17 protein-coding genes are annotated in these 16,796 nt (G+C 41.3%); 9 read left to right on the top strand and 8 right to left on the bottom strand.

All coding sequences use genetic code 11. The features are described from left to right. Positions 1-137: 137 nt before the first annotated feature. The 7 genes from ACH0BF_RS01790 to ACH0BF_RS01820 all read left to right on the top strand — a co-directional run bounded on the left by ACH0BF_RS01790 (position 138) and on the right by ACH0BF_RS01820 (position 7,829). Positions 138-2,714 carry a DEAD/DEAH box helicase gene (locus ACH0BF_RS01790; RefSeq protein ID WP_406908711.1) on the top strand — a complete coding sequence of 859 codons (2,577 nt, stop codon included), beginning with the start codon at positions 138-140 and terminating at the stop codon, positions 2,712-2,714. Between the two features lie 83 nt (positions 2,715-2,797). Next, entirely contained in the window at positions 2,798-3,652 is an 855-nt protein-coding gene (locus ACH0BF_RS01795; RefSeq protein ID WP_340854129.1) for a dimethylarginine dimethylaminohydrolase family protein, read from the top strand. A gap of 130 nt (positions 3,653-3,782) precedes the next feature. Then, complete coding sequence (mug, locus tag ACH0BF_RS01800) at positions 3,783-4,313, top strand: G/U mismatch-specific DNA glycosylase (protein ID WP_340854131.1); 531 nt, start codon at positions 3,783-3,785, stop codon at positions 4,311-4,313. Between the two features lie 5 nt (positions 4,314-4,318). Then, complete coding sequence (locus ACH0BF_RS01805) at positions 4,319-4,801, top strand: DUF456 domain-containing protein (protein ID WP_120031278.1); 483 nt, start codon at positions 4,319-4,321, stop codon at positions 4,799-4,801. 119 nt (positions 4,802-4,920) lie between these two features. Further along, positions 4,921-5,952 (top strand): Delta(5) desaturase DesA, encoded by a 1,032-nt coding sequence (gene desA / locus ACH0BF_RS01810; protein ID WP_340854134.1) that lies wholly within the window; start codon positions 4,921-4,923, stop codon positions 5,950-5,952. A gap of 144 nt (positions 5,953-6,096) precedes the next feature. Next, positions 6,097-7,227 carry a sensor histidine kinase gene (locus ACH0BF_RS01815; RefSeq protein WP_120031273.1) on the top strand — a complete coding sequence of 377 codons (1,131 nt, stop codon included), beginning with the start codon at positions 6,097-6,099 and terminating at the stop codon, positions 7,225-7,227. 2 nt (positions 7,228-7,229) lie between these two features. Then, the gene (locus tag ACH0BF_RS01820) at positions 7,230-7,829 is read left to right on the top strand and encodes a response regulator transcription factor (RefSeq protein ID WP_120031271.1); all 600 of its coding nucleotides are present in this window, start codon (positions 7,230-7,232) and stop codon (positions 7,827-7,829) included. Between the two features lie 114 nt (positions 7,830-7,943). Here ACH0BF_RS01820 and ACH0BF_RS01825 read toward each other — a convergent pair whose 3' ends face one another. From ACH0BF_RS01825 to qoxA, 6 genes are all read right to left on the bottom strand, one after another. After that, a complete protein-coding gene (locus tag ACH0BF_RS01825; protein ID WP_340854137.1) occupies positions 7,944-8,069 on the bottom strand; it encodes a small acid-soluble spore protein P in 126 nt (41 codons plus the stop codon). After that, positions 8,069-8,236: a hypothetical protein gene (locus ACH0BF_RS01830; protein WP_406908712.1), complete on the bottom strand. Its 168-nt coding sequence runs from the start codon at positions 8,234-8,236 to the stop codon at positions 8,069-8,071. Before ACH0BF_RS01830 ends, ACH0BF_RS01825 begins: the two co-directional genes overlap by 1 nt. A gap of 448 nt (positions 8,237-8,684) precedes the next feature. Beyond that, positions 8,685-8,966 (bottom strand): cytochrome aa3 quinol oxidase subunit IV, encoded by a 282-nt coding sequence (qoxD, locus tag ACH0BF_RS01835; protein WP_120031267.1) that lies wholly within the window; start codon positions 8,964-8,966, stop codon positions 8,685-8,687. A gap of 1 nt (position 8,967) precedes the next feature. Further along, positions 8,968-9,564 carry a cytochrome aa3 quinol oxidase subunit III gene (gene qoxC, locus ACH0BF_RS01840; RefSeq protein ID WP_120031265.1) on the bottom strand — a complete coding sequence of 199 codons (597 nt, stop codon included), beginning with the start codon at positions 9,562-9,564 and terminating at the stop codon, positions 8,968-8,970. Positions 9,565-9,567: 3 nt separating this feature from the next. Then, positions 9,568-11,511, bottom strand: coding sequence for a cytochrome aa3 quinol oxidase subunit I (qoxB, locus tag ACH0BF_RS01845; protein WP_340854141.1), 1,944 nt, complete (start codon positions 11,509-11,511; stop codon positions 9,568-9,570). Between the two features lie 74 nt (positions 11,512-11,585). Next, complete coding sequence (gene qoxA / locus ACH0BF_RS01850) at positions 11,586-12,515, bottom strand: cytochrome aa3 quinol oxidase subunit II (RefSeq protein WP_120031263.1); 930 nt, start codon at positions 12,513-12,515, stop codon at positions 11,586-11,588. A gap of 421 nt (positions 12,516-12,936) precedes the next feature. On the opposite strand from qoxA, the gene ACH0BF_RS01855 reads away from it, so the two are divergent. Next, the gene (locus ACH0BF_RS01855; protein ID WP_340854143.1) at positions 12,937-14,616 is read left to right on the top strand and encodes a formate--tetrahydrofolate ligase; all 1,680 of its coding nucleotides are present in this window, start codon (positions 12,937-12,939) and stop codon (positions 14,614-14,616) included. A gap of 433 nt (positions 14,617-15,049) precedes the next feature. Next, positions 15,050-15,130: a putative holin-like toxin gene (locus tag ACH0BF_RS01860; RefSeq protein WP_406908788.1), complete on the top strand. Its 81-nt coding sequence runs from the start codon at positions 15,050-15,052 to the stop codon at positions 15,128-15,130. Positions 15,131-15,317: 187 nt separating this feature from the next. Here ACH0BF_RS01860 and ACH0BF_RS01865 read toward each other — a convergent pair whose 3' ends face one another. Both ACH0BF_RS01865 and ACH0BF_RS01870 read right to left on the bottom strand, forming a co-directional pair. Continuing rightward, positions 15,318-15,563 carry a YkuS family protein gene (locus ACH0BF_RS01865; protein WP_120031261.1) on the bottom strand — a complete coding sequence of 82 codons (246 nt, stop codon included), beginning with the start codon at positions 15,561-15,563 and terminating at the stop codon, positions 15,318-15,320. A gap of 208 nt (positions 15,564-15,771) precedes the next feature. Then, positions 15,772-16,596, bottom strand: a complete 825-nt coding sequence (locus ACH0BF_RS01870; protein WP_120031258.1) for an aldo/keto reductase — start codon at positions 16,594-16,596, stop codon at positions 15,772-15,774. Positions 16,597-16,796 lie beyond the last annotated feature (200 nt).

Raw genomic sequence — 16,796 nt, forward strand, 5'->3', positions numbered from 1 at the left:
ATCGAAGCGGTCTCTTTAAAAATATGTGTTTTCTCCTAGATTATACCCCAACGTTTGAGATTTGCCAATAAGAACGATTTTCTTCCTCCTTTTATCGCCTCTATTTCTTAAAATAAACAACATGAAAGGAAACGATCATGAATTATTTTTCTGATGTCTATTTACAGGCTATTTCCCATACAAAACAAAAAGTTCATGAAGATCTCTTTACTTATCTTGGCAGGCAGGAAAAGATGCCTTTTTTCGAAGAATATATGAAAGATCGAGAACGGTACATTCAGCAATTGTGGTTAAATGTATGGCTGAATAAAGCCTCCAATGAATTAACCAGTAAAGAAAAACGAACTTTCTTAAGAGAACGGGGGTTCGTTACAAAAGACGTGGCTCGGAAATTGATCAATCAGTTATTCCGTAATGAGATTAGAAACTATCACCCATTTGATACAGAGAAATGGCTTGATGAAAAGTATAAAAATCTTTCCCCAGGAGCCTGGCAAGCCTTATATGAAAAAGCACGTCTGCATTTTCTTGCTGATCAGGAAAAAGAACACCGGGCAAAAGAACGAGAAAAAATTTATTCGCTCATTGAAGCAGAGGCAGCTAAGATTATAAAAGAAAAGAAGAAATTACTATACTTATCCTTCAGACACTCCGTAGCTAGTCGTCTTCAGAAAAATATGCAGGAACAAACAAGATTCCACCCTATAGATCCGGCTGCTCTGGAAGAGGAATTAATAGTAGATGGGGAGTTTGATCCAGAAGACTACGAAACGGTGGGAGATTTTTTCACCGAATTAACTGGACACATAGAGCAGACGCGGCACTGGGAATTCGAATATGAAACTTATTACTCCGTATATGAGCAGTATGCGGCCAATTATATATTCGATGCTGCCTTGCAGGAGATTTTAGACAGCCTTCCTGAACAGGTAAAGGAAAAATACCAACAAATAAACGATAACCCACTAACAACAGACAGTCTTCATGACTTAGTGGATCATCTGATTTCGGGAGTCGTATGGGAGTTATTTGAAGAATTAACGGAGGAGTTATTGGACCATCTGTTAGTTATTTCTTCTTCGCCATATGAGGAGGCAGTGCAAAGAAAGTTGTATCAGCAGCAACGAGCAGAGAGAGAAAGAAGAAAAGAGGAAAGACTGGCTGAAATAAAGCGCAGGCAAGAAGAGGAGCAAAGACAGATTGAAGAGATTTTTGGCCAGGCGTATCGCCCGTCTGCTGAAAGAAACGTGCACTATATTCTCCATATCGGTGAAACCAACACAGGCAAAACTCACCGGGCGTTGCAGAGGATGAAGCAGGCGAAAAGCGGCCTTTATCTTGCACCGCTCCGCCTTTTAGCGCTTGAGGTATACGAAAAGTTAAATAAAGAAGGCATTCCGTGCTCCTTGAAAACCGGAGAAGAAGAGAAAGTACAACCCGATGCACGACACTCCTCCTGCACGGTGGAAATGTTTCACGAAAATGATCCGTATGACATTGTTGTCATCGACGAGGCACAAATGATTGCTGATAAAGATCGCGGCTTTTCCTGGTATAAGGCTATTACAGGTGCCCGTGCTGCTGAAGTACACATTATTGCCAGCAGGAATATGAAAGAAATGCTTATTCAGCTTCTCGGGGATAACGAATATGATTTATTTGAATATAGCCGTGATATCCCTCTTCAAGTAGAACCTGTTCCATTTAAATTATCCGATACAGCCAAAGGGGATGCACTCGTTTGCTTTTCAAGAAAAGAAGTGTTGGAAACGGCAGCGAAACTGAAGAAGAATCGCTTTTCTGTGAGCATGATCTATGGCAGCATGCCGCCGGAAACGAGAAAAAAGCAAATGAAGCAGTTTATCGAGGGGAAAACATCTGTCATTGTGTCTACAGACGCCATTGGCATGGGATTGAACCTGCCCATCCGGCGCATTGTCTTCTTAAAGAATGAGAAATTCGACGGGACGCGAAGAAGAACGCTTACTTCACAGGAAGTAAAGCAAATTGCCGGACGTGCAGGAAGGAAAGGAATCTATCCTACTGGAAAAGTAGCTTTTACTGCTGATATTCAGAAGATGACCTATCTGCTCGAAAAAGAAGATGAGCCCGTAAGAACGTTTGCGATTGCGCCGACAGCAGCTGTATTCGAACGTTTTCAACGATACTATCGGGACCTCGGCACTTTTTTTGAACTATGGCAGCAGTTCAAGAGCCCAAAAGGGACAAAAAAATCTGCACTTGCTCAAGAGCGTTATTTATATGAAATCATACAGGGGAGCGAAATAGAAGCCCGCCTGCCAATGACTGATCTGTACGGCTTTTTACATCTTCCATTTTCCACAAAGGAAGTGGGAATGACGAAACAATGGGTAACTACGATGCAGTCAATCGTTAACGGCAGAGAGCTTCCCGAACTGATTATTAAAAGAGGGTCGCTTGAGGACTTGGAGCTCTCTTATAAAGCGATCGGCTTGCACCTCTTATTTTTATACCGATTGGGACGGCAAACGGAAGCGGTGTACTGGGAACGGCTTCGCCAAACAATCAGCGATGAAGTTCATAAGCATTTACAGGCCGGGGAAACCAGTAGGAACAAAGCATGCAAGAAATGCGGGGAAAAACTCCCTGCTAATTTTCAATATCGGATTTGTAATGATTGTTATTCCCACAGGCGGGGAAGAAAGTATAATCGGAACAAAAAGTTCAGCTAACAGGGCTTTGTTAATGACTAGTTTACTCCGTCCTCTTTTTGGGGAATAGAGAACATATAAATTAGGTTCTCAGGAGGAAGATCATGACATTAGCATCTAGACAAAGCGAACCTGTCACCTGTGGCAGTGAATACGAAAGACTTCACAAAGTACTTCTTTGCCAGCCACGGTATATGGCTATCAAAGAAGTGATTAATGAAACGCAAGAGCAATTTAAAGAAGAGAATATCCAGGTAAAACGGGCATTAAAACAACATCAGCGCTTTTCACGCTTGCTTCAGGAACACGGGGTAGAAGTCATAGAGCTTCAACCGCAGGCCGACTATCCTGAGCAGGTATTCACGCGCGATATCGGCTTCACAATTGGAGGTCAGGTATTTATAGCCGGCATGGCGACTGATATCCGTCAAGGTGAAGAAGCCGTGCTAAAGAATTGGCTCCAGCAGGAGGGCCTCCCTCATTTCCAATTGTCTAGCGGCCCGGTTGAAGGAGGAGATATCATTGTCAACGGCCGGACAGTTTACGCCGGGATCAGCAGCCGCACAAACGAACAAGCCATCACTGAGCTTCAGTCGCAGCTGCCTGACTATGAAATCGTTCCGATTCCTTTTGATGAAAAGTATTTGCACTTAGATTGTGTTTTTAATATTTTGTCTCCTGAAGAGGCTTTGGTCTTTCCAAAAGCACTTGGAGAACAGGAAAGACAACTCTTGGAATCCCGGTTTCGTTTGATTGAAGTATCAGAAGAAGAGCAATTTACCCTTGGAACGAATGTGCTCTCTATCGGCAACAAAAAAGTGTTCAGTCTACCGGTTAATAAAAGAGTCAATCAACAGCTGGCCGAGCGAGGATATAAGGTAATCGAAGTGGATATCACTGAAATTATTAAGTCGGGCGGATCTTTCCGATGCTGCACTATGCCGTTGTTGCGCGGATAGTAAGGAGCCGGGCGTTCATACGCCCGGCTCTTCTTATTTGAAACGATAGTCTCCATTTAACGTATAATAAAGGAATAGAAAATTGTAACTGACTACATAAAGTGTGTATGACAGAAAAGGAAGTGAGAAATTGGAACCTATAAAAGACCATATAAAAGAAAATCTGGATATTTTGTTTGTGGGGTTTAATCCGAGTCTTCGGTCCGGTGAAACAGGCCATCATTTCGCCAATCCTAACAATCGATTTTGGACCATCCTACATAGATCAGGCTTAACAGAAAAGAAATTTCATCCGGAAGAGGATGCTTCTTTATTAAATATAGGGTACGGCCTAACCAATATTGTCGCACGTCCGACAAGAAATGCGGAAGAAATTACGAAAGAAGAATATAATAAAGGAAGAATAGCATTAAAGGAGAAAATTTCCGTTTTCAAACCAAGAATCGTTTGCTTCGTCGGCAAGGGAGTGTATCAGCAGTATAGCGGGAAGAAAAAGGTACCTTGGGGAATGCAATCTGTATCTATCGTTCCAGGAGTACATGACTTCGTTGCTCCTTCATCAAGCGGTCTGGTCAGAATGAAAATGGATGAAATTGTTGCTATTTATAGAGAGCTAACCCGATCGATTCATAAACTTCGGGAAGCAAGAAAGGGGAAGTGATTCTGATGGAGGTTGCTGCCTGGATTGGTATCACCATTTTATTTATTACCAGCTTTGCAGGTCTAGTTTTTCCGATTATCCCGTCCATTTTATTTTTATGGGGGGGCTTTTTGCTTTATCACTTTGGCATCAATAACGATGAATTATCAGTCATCTTTTGGCTGGCGATGGCCATGTTTACCATTTTAATTATCGTTGCTGATATCTTGGCTAATAGCTATTTTGTAAAAAAATATGGAGGATCCAAATGGGGGGAGAGGATCGCTGCTCTTGCTGTTATCATAGGTTCATTTGTGATCCCGCCATTCGGTATTGTACTCGTTCCATTTGCAGCAGTAGTAGTAACAGAGATGCTCATCCAAAAGGATGCAAAAAAAGCAGTTACTATAGGCTTTGCAACATTTATCGGTTTTTTAAGCGGTACAATAGCCAAGTTTATGATCCAATTTATCATGATTATCTGGTTCTTGCTGGACACAATTATTTAAAATAACATCTTGTATATGACACTTGTCATATACCTTCATATGACGGGTGCTACTGCCGCTTTTCCTCTTTCTTTCTTATAATGAATGTATTATAAGAAAAAAGGGAAAGGGAAGACTATATGAATAAAGAAAATTCAAAATGGCTGCGTAAACAAGTAGCTCCTTACGAAAAATCAAATACAGCTGCTAGTATAAGGCAATTAGTAAATACCATTGTTCCTTTTTGCCTTATCTGGTATCTTGCCTATGAAAGCCTGGCCATCTCTTATGTACTGACACTTGTCCTAGCTGCCGTTGGGGCAGGGTTCATGACAAGAATATTTATCATTTTTCATGACTGTTGCCATCACTCTTTCTTTAAAAGCAGAAAAGCCAATAAAATTGTCGGAACCATTACAGGGATTTTAACTTTTTTCCCATATAACCAATGGCAGCACAACCATTCCGTTCACCATGCAACAAGCGGAAATCTTGATAAACGGGGAACAGGGGACATTTGGGTCATGACTGTTAATGAGTATATGGAAGCGTCCTTTTGGCAGCGATTATCTTACCGACTGTACCGTAATCCATTTGTTATGTTTATTTTAGGTCCCATTTATGTATTTTTGATTGAAAATCGTTTTAACCGAAAAGAGGCTCGCTGGAATGAGCGCTTAAATACGTATATAACGAATATAGCCATTGTTGCTATTGTTTCTCTGCTTATTTGGGCAGTCGGCTGGGAAGCTTTCCTACTGGTGGAAGGTCCCATTTTTCTCATTGCTGGCTCATGTGGCGTTTGGCTCTTTTATGTGCAACATACCTTTGAAGATTCTTACTTTAAAGAAGACGAGCATTGGAATTATGTAAAAGCCGCCGTAGAAGGCAGCTCTTTTTACAAACTTCCTAAGCCGTTGCAGTGGCTGACAGGGAATATTGGCTTCCACCACGTTCATCATTTAAGTCCAAGAGTACCTAACTATCAGCTAGAAGCGGCGCACAATCAAACGCCGCCTTTACAAAATGTGCCAACGATTACGTTAGCAACGAGTTTAGGCTCCCTTAAATTCCGTTTATGGGATGAGCAAAGTGAAAAATTCGTCACCTTCCGCGCTGCCAAAAAAGTGGCCGCTCGCAGGAAGGAAAAAAGAGCATTAAAATTTAATTAAAAAGTATAAATAAAACCATGGTTTCGCTCATTGTCCGGTAGAGTGAAAGCATGGTTTTTCATCAGATGAATGATTCACTAGCTGTTCGTATTGTTTTATACTAATAAGAAAGATTGATTTTAACATATAAACGAGGTTTTTATCATGCGGAGAAGGTATTGGCCCTTTCAGAAAAGTTCCGGGATTTCTCCATATATATGGAGCGTCCTGAGCTTGTTGCCCTTTTATTTTATTTTTCAGTCATCCTCGACAGCCAGCATCTTTACGGGGATTACGCTGACGGTTTTATTTTTCATTTCTTACCGTTTCGCCTTCCTATCAAAGAAGTGGCCGGTCTATTTATGGATGTGTATTCTCATTGGCATCTCTGTGACGATGACCATTTTGTTCCAATTTGTGTATTTTGCTTTTTATATCGCTTATTATAACGGCAATATTAAAAACCGAATTGCTTTTATTGTTCTCTATATTATCCATTTAATTAGCACGATTGTTTCTTTCAACTATCACCTTGTTCTTCAAAGTCAGTTATTTCTTAAGCAGCTGCCCTTTATTATTATTGTTTGGATTAGCGTCATCTTGCTGCCGTTTAATATTTATAATCGAAAAAAGCAGGAACAGTTAGAAGAGCAGTTGAAAGATGCGAATGATCGTATTTCTGAACTTGTGAAAATGGAAGAGCGACAAAGAATCGCCCGTGATCTTCACGATACTTTAGGACAAAGGCTGTCGCTCATCGGCTTGAAGAGTGATCTGGCAGGAAGGCTTATTGCCAAGGACCCGGAGCAAGCAAGGAATGAATTAAAGGATGTACAACAAACGGCGCGAACGGCCTTAAATGAAGTGAGAAAGATGGTCTCTTCCATGCGCGGCATTCGCTTGAAGGATGAAATTGTCCTCGTAAAACAAATTTTGCAAGCGGCCCAGATTAAATTCATTGGTGAAGAAGAGCCGAAGTTAGTAAATGTTTCTTTATTCTTGGAGAACATTTTAAGCATGTGCTTAAAAGAAGCCGTGACGAATGTGGTGAAACACAGTCATGCAACCGAGTGTGAAGTGAGAATGGAGCAATCGGAAAAAGATATCTCCATTACCGTAAAAGATAATGGAAAGGGAGTCATAACTGATACAGCATTTGAAAGAGGGAACGGCCTTTTAGGAATGAAGGAACGCTTGGAATTTGTTAATGGATATTTGGATATTTCTTCGAATGAAGGGACCACGTTAATTATCACTGTTCCGAATGATGTAAAACAAAGAGAGAAGGAGAGATGAACATGATTCGAATCGTCATCGCAGAAGACCAACGGATGCTGCTTGGAGCGTTAGGCTCCCTTCTTAGCCTTGAAGAGGACATAGAAGTAGTCGGTAAAGCATCAAATGGCGAAGAGGCGATTGCTCTTGTTCAACAAATGAAGCCGGACATATGTATTATGGATATTGAAATGCCAGGAAAAAGCGGGCTGGAAGCAGCTGAGGAATTGCAAGGATTCGGATGCAAAGTCATTATCTTAACGACATTCGCCCGTACCGGCTACTTTCAAAGGGCTTTAAAAGCCAAGGTCAGCGGCTATTTATTAAAAGACAGCCCGAGTGAAGAACTGGCCAGCTCCATTCGCAGCATCATGGCAGGAATGCGTATTTATGCACCGGAGTTAATGGATGATTTCTATAGTGAAGAAAACCCTTTAACTGAGCGTGAAAAAGAAGTGCTAGCGCTTGTGGCAGAAGGGAAAAACACAAAAGAAATTGCAGATGAGCTTCTTATCAAAAATGGCACAGTGAGAAATTATATTTCCACAATATTCGATAAGCTTCACGTGAAAAATCGGATTGAAGCCATTTCTCACTCGAAAGAAAAAGGCTGGTTTAAATAATGAAGCCCTATCGTTATAAAAGAGCCTCCATACAGCACTGGGACTTTGACATATCGAGTCCATAGTGTGTATGGAGGCTTTGCATTTGTTACGGCAGCTTAATTACAGCCATCATTACATTCCATGCCCACTGTTTTTATTCTGTCTAGAGTGATTTCTGTTTTTCACTTTGTGTGATCCGCTGAGCGGCTTAGGCTGTCCAGATTGGTTCACCTTGTTTTTCGAAGGATTTCTGCCCATTATACTCCTCCAAGCGTCACATCGGGATTATCTGCCGTATTTTCAGTAGAAAATCGTTTTTCTTCGGCTTCAGAGTATGTCGTACGATACGGGAAACGCTCAGCATGCTGAGTAACAGAATCTTTACCTTGCTGTACAAAACGCTTAGATTTGTTTCTTTTTCTCATGATCCATCCCTCCGAAGTATTTATTGGCACAGGATGAACTGTGCTGTTCTTATTTTGTCTCAATGGCTTATTTATATAAGATGAATAAATGAGCAAACTCATACGGAAGGAATTTTTTTCTACAGCGAATACCTTTGAAAATAACGGACATGATAATAAGGCAAGGAACGAAAACTCCAATGGGGTGATGGCTTTGGACACAGATCGTACGAACCCAGAAACGGGATTTTCTATAATCACATCATGTAAATGAGGTGTTTGTCGAAGATTAAGTACAGGCTGTACAAACCATTCGTCTCTCTTGCACAAAAAAGCGAAGAGAAAATTTTCTCTTCGCTTTTTCCCTGTAATAGAAGGGAGGGAGTCTTTTGTGTCTGTCTAACGTAAAAGAGGCTGCCTGCAGAAGCCGACGCATCGACCTCTGAGACAGCCTCTTTTAATAGGGCAATTACATATCCCAAACCATAGCTAGCAATGTTCCAAATAAAGTAACAAGAGCGATGATTAATCCGTAATAGATGTTTGTATAAATGGAGGCTCTATCCTCAGTTTCGCCAGCATGCATGAATACAACGAGCTGAAGGCCTGCTTGAACAAATGCTGTGATAAGAAGAACCGTCATTCCGCTAGCAAATGACATATCCATGAAGTAAACCAAGAGAGCCACTGCCGTCAAGATCAGTGAAAACACAAAGCCCATTACTTGTTTTGCCGGGAATAATTCTTTCATATTACATCATTCCTTTCATGTAGATGAAGCTGAAGATGAAAATCCAAACTACATCTAGAAAATGCCAGTAAAGAGAGAAAATGAAAGATTTATTAGCTGTTTCCGGCGTTAACCCGCGCTTTCTAACTTGCAGGATGATAAATAATCCCCAGAAGAACCCAAGTGTAACGTGCGCTCCGTGTGTTCCCAGTGTTGTTAATAACATGGAGGTAAATGCACTAGTTTGTAAGGCTGCCCCTTCATGTACATATACGACAAAATCGTAAATTTCGACTCCTAGGAATCCTAGACCTAAAATTAATGTTACAGCAAAGAATGTTAACATCGCTTTTTTCTTACCAAGACGCATCGCATGAATGCCAAGGCCAATGGTAAAGCTACTTGTCAAAAGCAAGAAGGTTTCAATCAATACTGGAGTGATTTCAAAAATCTCAGCTCCAGTAGGACCGTTGCCTGTACGATTCGCTAATGTAAAATAACCAGCGAAAAGCGTTGCAAAAAGCATGATTTCGGCACCCAGGAAAATCCAAAAGCCTAAAATTTTCAACCGATTTTCTTCTGTACTATATTCCAGAGGAAGCGAGTGATCTATTTTCATTGATTAAGCACCTCGCAATTTTTCTTCAGTTTCTTTCACTTCTTTAACCGAAATGTGACGTCCGTGATCTTTTTCAAATGAACGGTGAGTCATGCAAGCAAAAATGCCGATTGTTGCTAGGATTAATGGAATCCATAGAGAGAATACAAATGAGAAGCCCCATACAAAGAAGATCGCACTCATGATAAACGGTACGCCGCTGTTATTTGGCATATGAATTTCTTTGTATTCACCTTTAAATAACTCGTGGCCGTTTTTCTTAGCATCCCATAAAGGTTCCTCTGAATTCACTTGTGGCACAACCGCAAAGTTATATTCAGGAACCGGAGTATGAGTTGCCCATTCAAGTGTACGTGCATCCCAAGGATCCGAACTGATATCTCTTGAAGCATAACGTGTGCTGTAGTAGACGTTATAAACGAGTAAGACAAAGCCTATGGCAAGTCCTAGCGCTCCAACAAAGGAAATCATGTTTAATGGTCCAAATCCAGTTGATTCTGAATATGTGTACATACGGCGCGCTTGTCCGTCTAAGCCAGTGAAGAACATTGGCATAAACGCAACAAGAGTACTGATAGCAATAATCCATGCTGTTAATTTTCCGATTCGTTCATTCAGCATGAAGCCAAACATTTTTGGCCAATAGAAAGTGAGGCCCGCAAGCATCGCAAACACAACACCAGGAATGATAACCATATGGAAGTGAGCCACTAAGAACATTGTATTATGGTACTGATAGTCTGCGGCTGACATTCCAAGCATTACACCAGTCACCCCACCGATTGTGAAAAGCGGAATGAAAAGCATCGAATAAAGCATTGGAGTCGTAACAACGATTTTCCCTTTCCAGAGGGTGAGCAACCAGTTAAAGATTTTCACACCGGTTGGAACGGCAATCGCCATCGTTGTAATCGAGAAAATACTGTTGGTTAGTGCTCCCTGACCCATAGTAAAGAAATGGTGAGCCCAAACTAAGAACGAAAGAAGGGAGATAATAACCATTGACCAAACCATTGATTTGTAGCCGTATAGATTACGGCGAGCAAAGGTTGAAATAACCTGACTATAAATACCGAAAGCTGGCAGAATCAAAATGTATACTTCAGGATGTCCCCATACCCAGAAGAAGTTCGCCCAGAGCATATCCATTCCGCCGTTTTCTGTTGTAAAAAACTGTGTTCCAATTAAACGGTCCATTGTTCCCATTGCAAGTAATACGGTTAATACAGGGAAAGCAAAAACAATAATCGCATTAGTGATAAGAGAAGACCATGTGAACATTGGCATTTTCATTAGAGTCATGCCAGGAGCTCTCATTTTTAGGATTGTCGTCATAAAGTTAATCCCTGTCATCAATGTCCCTATACCAGCAATCTGGATCGCAATCATATAATAGTTCGTTCCGACAGATTCACTAAATTCGTTGCCTGCCAGCGGGAAATATGAAGTCCATCCAGCGTCAGGAGAACCCCCGACAACGAAAGAGATGTTAAATAACATTGCACCCATAAAGAATAACCAGAAACTTACAGCATTCAAACGTGGAAACGCTACGTCACGCGCTCCAATTTGTAATGGTACAACAAAGTTCATGAAACCGATAATGAATGGCATCGCCATAAAGAGGATCATAACGACCCCGTGTGTTGTGAATATTTCATTATAATGCTGAGCATCCAGCAGCTTGCTTTCAGGAGTAGCCAGCTGGGCACGCATCATGATCGCATCTACGCCGCCGCGGAATAACATCAGTAAAGCGGAAAGCAGATACATAATACCGATTCGTTTATGATCTACTGTTGTTAACCATTCGCGCCACAGATATCCCCATTTTTTAAAATAAGTTAAGCCGGCAACGATCGCAACACTTGTAAGAACAATGGCAACCATTGAGGCATAAATCGCAGGACTTGCATGCGGTATGGCAAATCGACTAAAGAAATCCATACGTTTGTGACTCCTTTCAGGAATAAATTGCTTATCGTATAAGGCTTAGTTGATTGATTAAATGATTACTAACCTTAGTGGTGCATGCCTTCATGCTCTGAAGACATATCCATATCATCCATGTTTTCATGCTCTGAATGTTCATCCGATTTTTCAGATTCATCAGAGGAGCTATGGTGATGTTCAGGAGGCGGTGAAAAACCTAAGTGAGTGCCAGTAAAAGTAGATTTTCCAAGGTGCCCCGGCTCTAGTAAATCATTAAATTTTTCTTCTGTAAGAGGCTTAGCTGTTTCCTTTACTTCTTTTACCCAATCATCGAATTCATCTTGAGGCATGGCTTTGACATCAAATGTATTTTCAGCAAAGCCTTTACCGCTGAAGTTTGCATTTCGACCCATATATTCTCCTGGCACGTCAGCCGCTAGGTGCAAGGTGGTAATCATATCACTCATTGCATACTTTTGGCCTCCAAGTTGTGGAATCCAGAAGCTAGTGATTGGTCCGTAAGAGTAAAGTTTAAATTCAAGCGGACGGTCTGTAGGAACATACAGATAATTAACTGTCTCAATGCCTTCTTCCGGATAGCTGAAATGCCACTTCCAGTTAGAGGAGGAAGCATAAACAACTAACGGTTCTTTATTTCCGTATCCTTCCGGCTTTGCCTCCACTTTATAGTTACTTTGAACAGAGACAAAGGAGAGAAACGCAACGATTATAATCGGAATCCCTACACAAATGGCTTCAACAATAGCATTCCCTTCAATGTGAGGCGGCTCATAATTTTCAGGTTGTTTTGAAGCACGATATTTGATTAACATAAATGCTAATAGAGCGAAAACAACAATGACAATGATCGACATAATTCCAATCGATAACAGAATGTCTTTAGCTTGTGTTTCAGCTTGAGGTCCTTTAGGGTCTAAGACCAGTAATCGATTATCGCAACCGGCAAGCACAGTAGCAATAGTAAAAAGTACAGATAATACGACCCATTTGAATTTCATAAATGTAACCCCTTTCCTGTAGAAATTTGAAAGCATCGCAGAATTACAGATTGTGAACAAAATGTGAAAAAATTCACAAGAAATTTCAATAAGTTCAACACATATTTCCTGACTGCTTCATCTGCTTTTATATTAGTACCGTTAACCTAAAAAAACAATTGTTATTCGCCCATGTCACAAAATGTTCATTCTCCTTGTGGAAAATTAGGGGGGTGCAGGTTGTTTTTCAATTAATTGTAAAAAAAATCTATGGTAATTATATAAAAAGAAAAATATTTTGAAATAATAAACTAATTCCATACTTATGCTCGATTCTTTTGTTCACTACATACATAAAATGGCTGGGGCAATGGTATAGTTAAACTGATACTGTTTTTTGTATTTTCAGATTATAATAAAGAAAAAGAAAGTAGGGAGAGGCATGACAAATATTCAAACTCCATCAACAGATCTTGAAATTGCCATGAAAGCTAAAATGCATCCCATCGAGGACATTGCCCAAAATGCAGGCATCCCAGATGAAGCAATTGAACCCTATGGAAGATATAAAGCAAAAATAGATGTTTCTAAATTGCCGAAAAGAACGCAAAATGGAAAAGTCGTTTTAGTGACAGCGATTAGTCCCACACCAGCAGGAGAAGGGAAGTCAACAGTTACAGTGGGGTTGGCAGATTCTTTGTCTCACTTAGGGGAGAAAGCAATGATCGCTCTCCGTGAACCTTCTCTTGGCCCGGTCATGGGAATCAAAGGGGGAGCGACTGGCGGTGGGTATTCGCAAGTGCTGCCAATGGAGGAGATTAACCTTCATTTTAACGGCGATCTTCACGCGATTACAGCAGCTAACAATGCTCTTAGTGCTCTGATCGACAATCATCTTCACCAGGGAAACGCACAGCAAATCGATCCGCGGAGAATTACATGGAAACGAGTACTTGATCTGAACGATCGGGCACTGCGCAACGTGACAATCGGGTTAGGCGGACCCACTCATGGAGTGCCGCGGGAGGATGGTTTTGATATTACGGTTGCTTCTGAGATCATGGCGATTTTTTGCTTGGCAACTGATTTGGCAGACCTGAAGGAGCGGCTGGCACGCATCGTTATCGGTTATACATATGACAAGAAACCTGTGACAGTTCGGAATTTGGGTGTAGAGGGCGCGCTGACTGTCTTGCTTAAAGAAGCATTTAAACCGAACCTCGTTCAAACAATTGAGGGGACACCAGCTCTTATTCATGGCGGGCCTTTTGCGAATATTGCCCACGGCTGCAACTCTCTTACAGCGACTAACACTGCACGGCAGCTGGCTAATATTGTTGTGACCGAAGCGGGATTTGGTGCAGACTTAGGGGCAGAGAAATTTATGCATATTAAATGCCGGCAAGGAAAATTCTCACCGGATGCGGTTGTGATTGTGGCAACCGTGCGGGCTTTAAAAATGCACGGCGGCGTTCCGAAGCAGCAATTAAAGGAGGAAGATGTGAAAGCCGTACGAGCAGGCATTCCAAATTTAGAGAAGCACATTGATACCATTCGCCGCTTTGGGATCGAGCCAGTTGTTGCAGTCAATCGTTTTATTTCTGATACACAGGAGGAAATCAACGAAATTCTTAACTGGTGTCAAGCAAATAATATTGCTGCAGCGATAGCGGATGTATGGGAAAAAGGGGGACAAGGCGGATTGGAGCTGGCAGGCCTTGTTCTGAAACAATTGGACAAACCAGCTCACTTCACACCTCTCTACGATATGAATGATAAAGTCACCGACAAAATACGAACGATTGTGAGAGAAGTGTATGGTGGAAAAGATGTACAATTTACTGACAAAGCCCTGAAACAGCTTGTTGATATTGAGCAAAATGGCTGGGATACACTGCCGATATGTATGGCAAAGACACAATATTCATTTACTGATGAACCAAGGTTAACGGGACGTCCAGAGGGATTCACTATTACAGTAAGGGAGATTGTCCCCAAATTAGGAGCCGGGTTCCTCGTCTGTTTGACTGGTGACATTATGACAATGCCCGGACTGCCTAAACAGCCGGCTGCATTGAATATGGACATTGACTCTGCTGGAAATATTATCGGATTAATGTAAGGGGCACTTTCCACTTCATTCACAAAAACGAACGCTCCATACCGATTATGGAGCGTTCGTTTTTCCCTTATTATTACTTGCTCGCAGCAATGAGCAACCATGTAATGTTTACTATCTTTCTCTTAATTTTTTTAGATTTCTGCCTTTAAATAATCTCATGCACATACTAAAAAGGGCTTCTACAGTGGATTTCACCTCCATGTTCTTTTTCTGGAAGCCCAATCATTTATCCCCTAGCATGTTTTCCCTCCTTTATTTAAAAGAAGATTCTTTTATTTACCTTGATATGTGGGTATGTAAGACTGTTTTAACCAAACTGTATTTTAATGCTGCAGCAATATGCTATAATAACGGAGGCAATAGAATAGGTTTCTCAAGGGTGGTCGGCGCACTCCTCCAAGTGTTTAATTTACAAGGAGGGAGGTGTTGCCGTATGACAGTCTATGAGGCGTTAACTTTAATGATCTCGTTCGCGGGATTGGTTGTGCTAATTCTGTCAAACAAAAAAGACTAAAACCGCCCTTGAGCTTAGCGGACTCGGGCGGCTTTGGCCTGTGTAAGCGCTGATCCCCTTAGAGGGAACCTGCTATTGCATGGCCGTTCTCAATGTTACCAGCATTGGGGACGGCATTTTTTATTATTTGATGATTTAGTTTCATTATACCCGAAAGCGCCAAATTTGAAAACATTCGTACCTTATTTTACTGTATTCTTTCTTCTATCTCCTGGCACACTTCGTCAGCGGATAAACCGTTGGCTTCGATAACAGGTGCTTCTGTTAAGGTATCATGAATACCCATCACATTAGAATCGATTCCTGTTATTACACAAGCTGCGCAGTTTTTTAAATCTCCAGCGGCTTTTAAATCAACCACATCATATCCTTTGGCCTGGAGTGCCTGAGTAACATTTGTAAGCGACTGTTCCACAGCAATTCTCTTTGTCATTTTACACCCTCCTTAGATTCATGACCGATTGGTTTCGCTGCCCATTAGCGGAGAAGCTGCCCGCTAATGGAAGCTTCACTTTGTAGGTTGTCTGTTTCTATTGATTTTATGCGGCATTTTTTAGAAAGGGAAAGGCGTGTCAAAGGATAAAGGGAGAAAAAATACATAAGGCGCTAAAAGGAAGATCCTTTTAGCGCCACAGCTTATTTTAACGGATATTCATTTCGCTTGGTGCTGGCCCTTTGCGACGGTTGCGGTTCAATCCACTGATCTCTCTCATTTCATCTGGAGACAATTCAAAGTCAAATACATGGAAGTTTTCCTCTATCCGGGAAGGAGTGACGGATTTAGGAATTACTATTGTATTATTTTGTATATGCCAGCGCAGCACAACTTGAGCTGGTGATTTGCCATGTGCTTCAGCAATTTGCTGAATAACAGCATCCTTCAGCACCTCGCCGCCTTGCTCTAGCGGACTCCATGCTTCCACAAAAATATCATGCTTCGCACAAAATTCTTTCATTTCGGTTTGTGCAAGATATGGGTGACACTCCACTTGGTTAAGGACAGGCTTTACGTCGCACTCTTTTAGAAGGCGTTCCAAATGCTCAATGTCAAAATTACAAACCCCGATTGCTTTTACACGGCCGTCATGATAAAGCTTTTCCAGCGCTTTGTATGTATCTACGTACTCATCATATTTTGGAGTCGGCCAATGGATCAAATACAAATCAACATACTCAAGACCCAATCGTTCCAAACTCTCCTCAAAAGCGCGGAGTGTATTCTCATAGCCTTGATCGCTATTCCATACCTTTGTCGTTATAAACAGCTCTTCACGAGGTACGGAAGATTGTTGAATCGCTTTTCCGACACCCGTCTCGTTTTGATAAACCATTGCTGTGTCGATCGATCTGTAACCCACTTCAATCGCTTTGGCTACAGCAACAGTTGCTTGATCGTCTTCCACTTGCCAAACACCAAATCCAAGCTGGGGCATCTTTAAGCCGTTGTTTAATGTCACAAAATTCATTAGGCATGTCTCCTTTATATGAAATATAAATGGCTTCTCCATTTCAGGTACAGTACTAAGAATAACAAGAGGAGGGATTATTTTCAATTAAGGCAAACCGGCAGACAAAAAAACAAGCTTCTTTGAAATATAAATTTAGTTATGAAGCTTTAGTGAAAGAATCAATGTAATAAGGAAACTAAAAATAAAACTGGGGGTTG

Source organism: Pseudobacillus sp. 179-B 2D1 NHS, from assembly GCF_045370945.1.
GTDB lineage: Bacteria > Bacillota > Bacilli > Bacillales > Domibacillaceae > Pseudobacillus.

Coding starts and splice junctions, on each gene's coding strand:
- ACH0BF_RS01790 (WP_406908711.1), top strand. CDS start 138: ATGAATTATTTTTCTGATGTCTATTTACAGGCTATTTCCCATACAAAA.
- ACH0BF_RS01795 (WP_340854129.1), top strand. CDS start 2,798: ATGACATTAGCATCTAGACAAAGCGAACCTGTCACCTGTGGCAGTGAA.
- ACH0BF_RS01805 (WP_120031278.1), top strand. CDS start 4,319: ATGGAGGTTGCTGCCTGGATTGGTATCACCATTTTATTTATTACCAGC.
- desA (WP_340854134.1), top strand. CDS start 4,921: ATGAATAAAGAAAATTCAAAATGGCTGCGTAAACAAGTAGCTCCTTAC.
- ACH0BF_RS01815 (WP_120031273.1), top strand. CDS start 6,097: ATGCGGAGAAGGTATTGGCCCTTTCAGAAAAGTTCCGGGATTTCTCCA.
- ACH0BF_RS01820 (WP_120031271.1), top strand. CDS start 7,230: ATGATTCGAATCGTCATCGCAGAAGACCAACGGATGCTGCTTGGAGCG.
- ACH0BF_RS01825 (WP_340854137.1), bottom strand. CDS start 8,069: ATGGGCAGAAATCCTTCGAAAAACAAGGTGAACCAATCTGGACAGCCT.
- ACH0BF_RS01830 (WP_406908712.1), bottom strand. CDS start 8,236: ATGAGAAAAAGAAACAAATCTAAGCGTTTTGTACAGCAAGGTAAAGAT.
- qoxD (WP_120031267.1), bottom strand. CDS start 8,966: ATGAAAGAATTATTCCCGGCAAAACAAGTAATGGGCTTTGTGTTTTCA.
- qoxC (WP_120031265.1), bottom strand. CDS start 9,564: ATGAAAATAGATCACTCGCTTCCTCTGGAATATAGTACAGAAGAAAAT.
- qoxB (WP_340854141.1), bottom strand. CDS start 11,511: ATGGATTTCTTTAGTCGATTTGCCATACCGCATGCAAGTCCTGCGATT.
- qoxA (WP_120031263.1), bottom strand. CDS start 12,515: ATGAAATTCAAATGGGTCGTATTATCTGTACTTTTTACTATTGCTACT.
- ACH0BF_RS01855 (WP_340854143.1), top strand. CDS start 12,937: ATGACAAATATTCAAACTCCATCAACAGATCTTGAAATTGCCATGAAA.
- ACH0BF_RS01860 (WP_406908788.1), top strand. CDS start 15,050: ATGACAGTCTATGAGGCGTTAACTTTAATGATCTCGTTCGCGGGATTG.
- ACH0BF_RS01865 (WP_120031261.1), bottom strand. CDS start 15,563: ATGACAAAGAGAATTGCTGTGGAACAGTCGCTTACAAATGTTACTCAG.
- ACH0BF_RS01870 (WP_120031258.1), bottom strand. CDS start 16,596: ATGAATTTTGTGACATTAAACAACGGCTTAAAGATGCCCCAGCTTGGA.